Source organism: Streptomyces sp. NPDC023527 (assembly GCF_055560115.1).
In genome coordinates this window covers 1-9687 of the sequence record NZ_JBVHJJ010000027.1, presented here as the reverse complement: position 1 = coordinate 9687, position 9687 = coordinate 1, and the positions used below count along the sequence as shown (strand labels likewise).

9 protein-coding genes are annotated in these 9687 nt (G+C 70.8%); all 9 read left to right on the top strand.

Features of this window, described 5'->3' with window-relative positions; all coding sequences use genetic code 11:
- The first annotated feature begins 190 nt into the window (after positions 1-190).
- Positions 191-406 (top strand): hypothetical protein, encoded by a 216-nt coding sequence (locus ACZ303_RS31740; protein ID WP_467343937.1) that lies wholly within the window; start codon positions 191-193, stop codon positions 404-406.
- 1097 nt (positions 407-1503) lie between these two features.
- Positions 1504-2664, top strand: coding sequence for a hypothetical protein (locus tag ACZ303_RS31735; protein ID WP_467343936.1), 1161 nt, complete (start codon positions 1504-1506; stop codon positions 2662-2664).
- Positions 2665-2789: 125 nt separating this feature from the next.
- Positions 2790-4958 (top strand): hypothetical protein, encoded by a 2169-nt coding sequence (locus tag ACZ303_RS31730; protein ID WP_467343935.1) that lies wholly within the window; start codon positions 2790-2792, stop codon positions 4956-4958.
- A 236-nt stretch (positions 4959-5194) separates the two neighbouring features.
- Positions 5195-5389 carry a hypothetical protein gene (locus tag ACZ303_RS31725; RefSeq protein WP_467343934.1) on the top strand — a complete coding sequence of 65 codons (195 nt, stop codon included), beginning with the start codon at positions 5195-5197 and terminating at the stop codon, positions 5387-5389.
- Between the two features lie 32 nt (positions 5390-5421).
- Positions 5422-5706, top strand: a complete 285-nt coding sequence (locus ACZ303_RS31720; protein WP_467343933.1) for a hypothetical protein — start codon at positions 5422-5424, stop codon at positions 5704-5706.
- A 71-nt stretch (positions 5707-5777) separates the two neighbouring features.
- Complete coding sequence (gene ssb, locus ACZ303_RS31715) at positions 5778-6233, top strand: single-stranded DNA-binding protein (protein ID WP_467343932.1); 456 nt, start codon at positions 5778-5780, stop codon at positions 6231-6233.
- 160 nt (positions 6234-6393) lie between these two features.
- On the top strand, positions 6394-7272 hold the full coding sequence (locus ACZ303_RS31710) for a bifunctional DNA primase/polymerase (RefSeq protein ID WP_467343931.1): 879 nt from the start codon (positions 6394-6396) through the stop codon (positions 7270-7272).
- A 208-nt stretch (positions 7273-7480) separates the two neighbouring features.
- Positions 7481-9031: a YfjI family protein gene (locus tag ACZ303_RS31705; RefSeq protein ID WP_467343930.1), complete on the top strand. Its 1551-nt coding sequence runs from the start codon at positions 7481-7483 to the stop codon at positions 9029-9031.
- A gap of 322 nt (positions 9032-9353) precedes the next feature.
- On the top strand, positions 9354-9563 hold the full coding sequence (locus tag ACZ303_RS31700) for a helix-turn-helix domain-containing protein (RefSeq protein WP_467343929.1): 210 nt from the start codon (positions 9354-9356) through the stop codon (positions 9561-9563).
- Positions 9564-9687 lie beyond the last annotated feature (124 nt).

The window sequence follows — 9687 nt, the reverse complement described above, 5'->3', positions numbered from 1 at the left end:
GCCGCTCTATCCCCATCTCACTCGGCGTGTGCGTGACCTGCGCCTACCTCCAGGAACAGCGCGCTGCTTGAACCGTCCCGAGGAAGGAAGCACATTGCAGTACCGACGTCTTCGTCTCCCGGCCGCAGCCCTTGTCGGCGCGGCCGTCGCTCTGACTGCCGGGTCGCGTCTGCGCGGCTACGACGTGCCGATGACCTTGACCACGGCGTGCGCGCTGGCGCTCTTCGCCAACGTCACGTGCTCGATCAACCACCTCGTGGAGGTCGCCTTCGCCACCACACACCGGTGCGTCGTGAGCGGCTGTTCCTTCCGCGTCCGCCTCTCCGACGCGGACGCCGCGGAGAGCCGCCGCTGGCAGGAAGCCGCCGCCGCGCACCCCCATCACCTTCCCGCCCAGCGCGTCTGAGGTGGCCACCAGTTGGACGCCCCCGGCCCGCTTACCAGGGCCCGGCCGGGGGCGCCCTTTCACTCCCCAAAGGAGCGAAAACAGTGTCCAACACCAAACCTGCGGGGGCACCACCGCCGCCCGCACCAGCGCAAGAGACAGAGCCCGCCGCTGTCACGGCCGTGGCCGACGGTGGGCAGACGGTTCCGATCGAGTTCACCATCACCCACGCCCCTGAAGCGCAGGACCAGACCCGCTCTCGTCAGGGTGCCGGGCTGCCTGTTCTGCCCGCTGCCGTGTTCGGGGCGGAAGCCGTCTCGACCAGTTCGGCCGCCTTGTATGCGTCGGCCGGTCTGGTCGGCACGATCGCCGCGGCCGGTGTCGTGGCGGGTACAGCGGCAGGTGTCGCGGTAGTCAGGTCACGGCGTACCCGCCGTGCTGGCCTGGGAGGTTCAGCCGGTGCCTTCCGGGGCGCGCGGCGGGGCGGTCTGGGACGGGTGGCCGGCATGTTCGGCAGTACGGATGCTGGCGGTGGCCGCCGCCGTTCGGTTGGTGGCCGCGGAGCCGGGGCGGGTTGGGGCGGTGGGCGGATCGGCCGCCAGCGCCGCGCGGGTTCCCTGGCCACGGGTCCGGCCAGCGCAGGGGCATCGGCACCGCGCAACGGCAGCAGCCGCAGGGGTGGCACCGGGCGTGGGGTGTCGCTGGCCAAACAGCCCCGCACGGCGGCCGGATCGGTGGCCGGCACTCGCAGCACCGTCCACAGGGCCGGGGCGCTGGGCGGTGGTTCCCGCGGCGCCCTGGGCGGCCACGGTATGCGTTCCGGGGCCCGTGCGGGCCGTGGCTCGGGTGGCGGGAATGCCGGGAGAGCTGGCGGTGGGCACGCCCATCGCGGCGCCGGCGGCCGCAACAGCGGGCGTGCCGGAGTTCTGGGGCGCCTGGGCCTGCGCCGTGGCGCCTCCCCGGGCGCGGGGTCGGCTCGTTCGGCCGACCGGCCGGGCCGGGGTGGAAGCGCTCCCAAGCGGGGCGTTGCCGGGCGGGCCCTGGCTGCCGGCCGGGGCGGGGTTCGGTCTGCGGTTGCGGCTGCCGCGCGCCGGGCCGGGCGTGCGGCGGTGCGTGGTGTGGCCTCAGCCAGGCGGGCCACCGCGAGCGCCGCCCAGTCCCCTGCCGCACAGAGCCTGCGGGAGCGGATCCGTACCGCCCGGCGGGAGCTGGCGAAGAAGGGGCGGGCCGCGGTGCCGTATCTGGTCCGGTCCGCCGGGGCAAAGGCCGCGGCCGGTGCCGTCGGCGCTCTGGCCGCAGTGCCGGGCTTCCTGCTCAAGATCCTCGCGGCCAGTGCCGGAGCGGTGCTGCGGTGGCTGCACCTGGCCCCGCGCACCGGCAAGCGTTGGGGTGTGCACTTCCTGACCTGGGGCCCGAAGGCTGCCAGGGCGGTGCACCGGCGTCTGATGCGCAGGGCGAAGAGCAAGTACACCGAGGCCACCCGCCCGGACGTCGCCCTGCGTTTCCCGCAGCCGGGCCGCCCGTTCGCAGGTGCCCTGACTGCCCCGGGCGGGGCGCATTTCGGAGGAGATCTGGTGTCCGTCTTCAAGCGTGAGACCGAGGGCGTGCGGGAGGCGTACGCACGCTATGAGCCGCCGATGATGCTGGCGGTGGCGGCCGAGTACTGGGGCCTGCCTGAGGGCCTGACGTCCACCGCGGAGGCGGTGCGCCAGCTCGCGGTCAACACCGCCGACAAGTACCCCGCCGACGCCCGCATGGCGGATCTGGTTGCCCAGGTCTACGCCCTGATCCACCGGGCCGCGCAGAAAGCGGGGGAGGTCGGGCCGCTGTTCGCCAAGGTTCACGAGCACGATCTGCGCCGTTACGAGGAGCCCCGCAACGGGGAGCACATGTGGAACATCCTGGAGCGCCGCCAGGACGGCAGCTTCGGGCAACGCCAGCCCTCGCAGTTCGTGGCGGTGTGCCAGGACATCGCGCACGTCTACGCCCGCTACGAACCAGGCCACATGAAGCAGGTCGCCGCCGAGTACGAGGGCATCCCCGATGGCATCGAGAACGTCGCCGCCGCGGTGAACCTGCTCCAGGTCCGTTCCAACGACCGCTACCCGGTCGACAAGGCGGTCGTGGACGCGATCGCCGACATCCACACTCTGCTGGTGCAGGCGGCGTCCGCGGCGCAGGAGCTGATGCCGAACTTCCGGCGCCTGCACGCCCCCGACATCTCCCGCCACGAAGCACCCCGCAACGGCGAGGAAGGCGAGGCCATGTGGGACGCCTGACCAACATCCCCTGACCACCCCGGACGCCCCTGACAGTGCCCCATCCGTCTCTCGCGGGTCAGGCCCCGGCTCCAGCCGGGCGCCTGGCCCGCCCCGTTCCCCGCCGTGAAGGAGACCGATCCCTGATGGCACGCAGCAGTACTTCCCGCCTGGACTGGGGCTGGAAGGTCACCCCCGCCGCTGGGGCGGCCATGGCCGCCGGCGGTGCCTACAGCCTCGCCGCCACCGGCGGCCTTACCGGGCTTCCCCCCGGCTACGCCCTCCTGGCCGCCGGGGCCGGCGCCCTCGCGCAGGCCGGAGCCGACCTCTACCAGCGCCGCCCCCACGCCCACATCGTCACCCGCTGCGCCGCCTGGCTGGCCGCCGGCGGCTGGACCGCCGTTGCCCTCACCGATCACAACGCCTTCACCTGGAACAGCGCCGGGTGGTGGGGAGCGGGGACCGCGGCCGCCGTCGTCCTGGCCCGCGCCCTGGCCGGCGCCGAGGAGACCGCGAAGACCGAGCGGGCCCAGCGAAGCCTGCAAAAATGGGCAAACGGCAAGGCTGGCGAATGGCAAAGGCGCCTGGCCGAACTGTTCCGCCTCGAAGGCCACACCGTCGACGGAGTGACGCCCTGGAAGGGCGACGTCGGCTACACCGTCCGCGTCCAGATGCCCCAAGGCACCCCCGAACTCCCCGCCCACGCCGACCGCACCCTGGCCGCCGCTCTGCGCCTCCCGCGCGGCGGCGGCATCCAGATCACCGACGGCATGGTCTACGGCGAAATCCAGATCCGGGTTACCGCCAAAGACGTCATGGCCGAGGAGATCCCCTACCCCGACAAGACCACCGTCACCAGCATTGACGACCCCCTCGCGCTGGGCCTGCACCCCGACGCCGAAGACGCCGGCATCCGCCTGGCCGCCGACTGCGCCCTGTTCGTCGGACAGGTCGGCTCCGGCAAATCCAACCTCGTCAACGTCGCCAACGCCGCGATTCTGCGGACCAATAACGCGCTGGTGTGGCACATCGACACCACCGGGGCCGGCATTTCGATGCCCTGGCTACGCCCCTGGGCCGTCGACGGCAGTGCGGACGTCCCCGTCGTCGACTGGGCGGCGGACACGGTCGAAGAGGCCCACATCATGCTCGATGTGGCCATTGCCGGGATCGAGTCCCGCAAGTCCGGCTACCAGGACCTGATGTACGACGCGAACGACGACAAGATCCCTGTCTCCGAGGACCTGCCGGAGATTGTGATCCTGGTGGACGAGATCGCCGAATTGCCCATGGGCCTGCTGTCCAAGCTCGACTCCGTCGTCGACACCGGGCGGGCAGCCCGGGTCCGGGTGGTGATCTGCGGACTGCGCGCCACCCAGGACGTCATCACCGCCGCCATGAAGAAGCAGTCCCGCAACCGGGCCGCCATGCGCGTGTCCGACCCGGAAGAGCTGCACCACCTCTTTCCCACCGGCACCGGCCGTCTGGACCCCAAAGCCGCCCCGCACCGCGGCTGCGGCTTCCTCTCCTCCCTGGGCGCCGAGGACATCGAGAGTGCCCCGGCTCCGTTCAAGGCATACCGGCTCACCCCCAAACGCATCTCCCACCTCGCCGTCACCTTCGCCGGCCGCCGCCCCACGCTGGACCCGGTCTTCCTCGACACCGCCCCGGCCCGCTTCTACGCCTCGCGCTGGGGCCGCATCCTGCCCCGCCGCTACAAGGACAAAAAGCTTTCCACCGCGACCCTGCCCTACACCGACATGGAGATCCTGCGGCCGCTCATCGACGAGATCACCGGCATCCCCCTCACCAGCGCAGGCAACGCGGCCACTACCAGCTCGGCATCCCGCGCCCCGGCCGCCAGCGCCGTGGACGCGAACGACGGTGAAGGTGAGGGCGGCCCGCAGGTCCGGTTCAGTGGAGACCTGCTCTCCCAAATGCTCGACGCCGCCCGCACCGTCACCGGCCGCCACGACCAGGCACCCGAAGACGAAGCGAACGTCATCCGAGCCGAGTTCGGACGCGTCGTCCAGCAGACCGGCGGCCCCGGCAACCGCCCCGACCCCGTTCCCCAGCTCCTGCGAGACGCGCACCAGGCCGTCATCGCCGCCGGCGGGCGCATGCACTCCGGCACCCTCGCCGCAGCGCTGGATCTCGACCCCAGCGCATTCGGTGCCGAGCTGAACAAGATCCTCAAGATGGTCGGCGTCACCCGCCCCGGGGCCGGAACCGTGCGGATCGGGGACGACTCCAAGGTCGGCTACCTGGCCGAGACCCTCGCGGAAGCCATCACCCGGTACCGCAACGCACAGTGACCCCTACCGGTCGTGTGACCCACACACCCGCCGCTCATACACCCCCCGCCGCACCTGTATGACGCATACGCCCCGTGTGAGCCACTGACCAGGGCTTATGAGCCGTGTGGGTCACACAGGACGAGGGGCCGAAACCGCCTGCGACCCTTCCGGAACCCGGATGCGGGTCCTTCCTTCGCCGACCGTATGCCTCACACGCAGGTGCTCACTCCACGTCACCGAAATCAGGAGAACACGTGGTCCTCTCCCTCTCCGCCGTCGCCGTTCTGGGCATCTTGACGGTCCTCATCCTGCGCGCCCGCACCGTCGGCCCCGGCTCCGCCGTCGTGCTCTTCCTCTTCGGCTTCTTCACGGCCGGCACCGGCGCCTCCGGACCCATCAACCGCGTGTGCGCAGCCCTCATCCACGCCATCCCCAACCTCACCTCCTGACAGGAGAACCCCGCATGCGCCAACCGCCCAACGTGACGTTAGGACCCCTCGCCCCGCACATCCCCGCCGACCTCTACCACCAGGCCAACGGACGCCCCTTCGTCATCGTCCAATCCGCTCCCGCCCCCGAGCGCCCGCCCCGCTCCTACGCCCGGCCGCTGTTCATCGGCTTGGGCATCGCGCTCGGGCTCATGGGCCTGGCCGCCGCCGCCCTGGCTCTGTTCGAGTTCGCCGTGCGCACTGCGGCTGTCGTCGGCTCCCTGACCGGCCCGATCAGCGTCGGCCTGGGCATCAAGCTCTTCCACACCAAGAAGTAGTGCCCGCGCGCACCGGTGCGGCCTTCCCGGCCGCGCCAACGGAACCACCAACCTGCACTGAGGAGATCGACATGTCGGTCGGAGAGACCCCGATCACCGTCATCGGCAACCTCACCGCGGACCCGGAACTGAAATACACCAACACCGGCACGCCGCTGGCGAAGTTCACCGTCGCCTCCACCCCGCGCACCTTCGACAAGGACAGCGGACAGTGGCAAGACGGCATCTCCACCTTCTTCCGCTGCGCCGCCTGGCGCGCCCTGGCCGAGCACGTCGCCGGGAGCCTGGCCAAGGGGTCGCGCGTGGTGTTGTCGGGCCGGATCCGTCAGCACGACTGGGAGACCCCGGAGGGTGAGCGGCGCTCCATGCTCGCCATCGAGGTCGACGAGATCGGCGCATCGCTGCGCTTCACCACCGTGAGCATCGACGGCAAGCCCGTGAAAAAGGCCGACGGCGCCAACGACGCGTGGGCCACCTCCAGCTCGCCGACGCCCGCGCCGCTCGGCGGCGGCGAGCCGCCGTTCTAGGTACGCCCGGGGCGGCCGCCTCTCACCACAAGACCGCGACCGCCCCGGCTTCTCCGTCCCTACAGAACAGGAGAACCCCCAGCATGACGCAATCCACCTCGATCCGGCGAGCCCGCACCCAACCCCACCGCTGCCCCACCACGTCGGTACTGGAGGCGGCATGAACGGCACGGACCGCCACCTGCTGGCCGCCCTGAAGTTGGCGCAAACCGGCGTGCCTGTGCTGCCCCTGCGCGCAGGGAAGGTGCCGTTCGGGAACTGCCGCGCGTGCGCAGACTGCGCCTGCGGCGGGCGGCCGAACATGAAGAACGCGGGCACCTGCCTGTGCCCCGCTGTGTGTCACGGCTGGGCGGCCGCCACCGCCGACCCGGCTGTAATCACTTCCCCGCCCTGGGCTCCGGCATGGCGTCAGGCCGCGGCCGTCGCCTACCACCCCGCAGGCGCAGGACTCACCGTCGTGGACCTGGACAACCCTGAGGCGGTCGCGTGGGCGCGTCAGACGCTCCCGGCCACCAGGACCGTGCCCACGACGCGCGGGGAGCACTGGATCTACGTAGGGACCGTGCGATCGGCGAACGCGGTCCGGCCCGGTGTGGATATCAAGTCCCGCATGGCCTACGCCCGGTGGCTCGGCCCCGGGCACGGCTCCATGACGGATCTGCCGCATGCCGTGCGAGCCCTCATCGAGCACGAAGAAACCACCCCCGCCCGCGAGAGCGTGGTCTCTTCGTCCTCCGCGCGCGCCACCTGGGACAGGACCGTGGCCACCGGATGCAGGCACACCGAGAGGTACGTCCGCACCGGCCTCGAACGGGGCCTGACCCTGGTGCGAAGCCACACCGAGTCAGGCGCCGGATCTCAGGCATTCGGCGTCGCGCAGTTCCTGGCGGCCCTGCACACCCGCTGCCCGGGACCGTGCGATCTGGACGCCATCGGACAGGAGATCACCGCCGCCGCCATATCCGTCGGCGTACCCGAAGCGTACGCGGAACGCGCCGTGGCCAACGGCCTCAGCACGGGCGCAGGGAGGACGACTTGACCCGCCGCGCCAGCAGCCACACCGACTGGCCGCACACCGCCACCCAAACCGGGCCCGCAAAGCCCTTGTGCGCCCCGAAGGGCGTCGCCCGTCAGGGCGTCCTTTCAGCTCTTCGCCCTGACCCGCACCCGAACACCCAGTACCGCCCCATCGGGTGGCTGCACATCGTTACCCCGCCGTCGTGGACCGCCCAAGGGAGGCACCCGGCATGACCACCCCGGAGGAGATGAGAGCGGATCTGTGGGAGGGGTTCGACCAGCTCGACCCCGAACACATCACCGGCCCGGCATGGGACGAACCCGTCCCCATCACGGCCCGCCCCGCCCTGCCCACGTTCCCCGTCGGCACGCTGCCCGCCTGGCTGGGAGACATGGTGCGCGGTGTCGCGGAGGAGACGCAGACGCCCGTCGACCTCGCCGGGTGCCTCGCGCTGGCGGTCATCGCCACCGCAGCCGGCGGCCGGGCCAAAGTCTGCGTGCGCGGGCACTGGCGCGAACCCGTGAACCTCTACACCGCGATTGCCCTGGACCCCGGCAACCGCAAGTCCGCTGTCTTCGACCTCATGGTCCGCCCGCTCCTCGACGTGGAGAAGACCCTCATCGAGCTATCCGGGCCGGTACGAGCCGAAGCCGAGACCACCATCCGCCTGGCCAAGGCAGCCGCCGACAAGGCCACCCAGAAAGCCGCCAGCGCCGAACCCGGCACCCGCGACGCCCTCACCACCGAAGCGGTCGCCCTGGCACGGGCAGTGGAGGAAATGACGGTCCCGGCCGTGCCGCAGCTCATCGCCGACGATGCCACCCCCGAAACCATCGGAACCCTGCTGGCCCAGCAGGGCGGCCGGATCTCCTGCCTGAGCGCCGAGGGAGAGCTGTTCGACATCATCGCCGGGCGCTACAGCGGCAGGCCCAACATGGGCATGTTCCTCAAAGGCCACGCCGGAGACATGGTCCGCGTCAACCGCCAGGGCCGGGACTCCGAACACATCGACTCCCCAGCGGTCACCATCGGCCTGGCGATCCAGCCCGAAGTGCTGGACTCCCTGGCCCGGATCGACGGGGCTGACGGGCGCGGCCTGCTCGCCCGGTTCCTGTACTCGAAACCCGTCTCCCTGGTCGGCAGCCGCAACCTCTCACCCACCCTCCTCTCCGAGGAGACGGCTGCCCACTACGCCCGCAAACTCGGTGGCCTGACGCTGGCACTGGCCGGCTGGACCGAACCCGCGATCCTGACCCTGACCCCCGAAGCGGATGCGGTGATCCTGGCCTTCCAGAAGGTCACCGAATCCCGGCTGGGGAAAGGGGGAAGCTTCGCCCCGATCGTGAAATGGGCCTCCAAACGCGACGGGGCCGTGGCCCGCATCGCTGGACTCCTCCACCTGGCCACCCATCCCGAGGACGGATGGCACCAGCCGATCGAGGCCGCGACCATGGCCGCCGCCACCGAGCTCGGTGACTACTTCACCGCCCACGCCATGGACGTCTTCGACGCCATGACCGCAGCACCCGCCCGCGATATCGCCTACGCCGTGCTCACCCACCTTCGGGCCAACCGGATGGACGGGTTCTCCAAGCGGGAGTTGTTCCGGGCCCTGCCCCGGGCGGAGTTCCCCGCCATCGGCGACCTCGATCCCGCCCTGGCCCTGCTGGAGGAACACGGCTGGATCCGCCAGCAACCCCAGCCACCGCGGACCGGACGCGGCGGCCGGCCGCCCTCCCCCCGCTACGACACCCACCCCCGCCTCACCCGAGGCACCTGACACAACCCCCAACCCGCCGACAGAACTGACAGAACCCCCGAACTAGACCACTGACCTGCACAAACACCGATGATCGCGGCTGTGACAAAACCTCCGGAAACTCTGACACAACCCCGAGGCCCAACCCGGGCCGCCCGTGACAGAACCCCCTCCCGGAGGTTCTGTCAGAGTTTTTTCGAGTTCTGTCACAAGGCCCCAAAGCATCAAAACAGCTGGTCAGTGGCCTCGCGGGGAGGTTCTGTCAGTTCTGTCGGCGATTACCTCGCACACGACCAGCAGAGGGCAGTCGCGCCCTCGACTCCCGCCGAGGAGGCACGCACCGATGAGCACCGCCACGCCACCCATCGAGCCCCTTCTCTACACCCCCGAGGAAGCCGCGGAAGCACTTCGGATCGGCCGCTCCACGGTCTACGAGCTGATGGCCGAGGGAACCCTGTTGTACATCAAGCGCGGTCGGTCCCGCCGCATCAAGCGGTGCGACCTGGAGGCGTACGTCATGGACCTCCTGCACGAGACCATCCACACCAGCTAGCAGCCCAAGCAGAGAGAGGTGGGGGCGCCCCGCCCCCCCCGGCCCCCCCCGAGAATTGGTAGACCACCCGTTCGCCCCCCCCCAACAAAAACTGGGACAAAAACAAAGGGCCGAACAGGTAGGT

Coding starts and splice junctions, on each gene's coding strand:
- ACZ303_RS31740 (WP_467343937.1), top strand. CDS start 191: ATGACCTTGACCACGGCGTGCGCGCTGGCGCTCTTCGCCAACGTCACG.
- ACZ303_RS31730 (WP_467343935.1), top strand. CDS start 2,790: ATGGCACGCAGCAGTACTTCCCGCCTGGACTGGGGCTGGAAGGTCACC.
- ssb (WP_467343932.1), top strand. CDS start 5,778: ATGTCGGTCGGAGAGACCCCGATCACCGTCATCGGCAACCTCACCGCG.
- ACZ303_RS31710 (WP_467343931.1), top strand. CDS start 6,394: ATGAACGGCACGGACCGCCACCTGCTGGCCGCCCTGAAGTTGGCGCAA.
- ACZ303_RS31705 (WP_467343930.1), top strand. CDS start 7,481: ATGACCACCCCGGAGGAGATGAGAGCGGATCTGTGGGAGGGGTTCGAC.
- ACZ303_RS31700 (WP_467343929.1), top strand. CDS start 9,354: ATGAGCACCGCCACGCCACCCATCGAGCCCCTTCTCTACACCCCCGAG.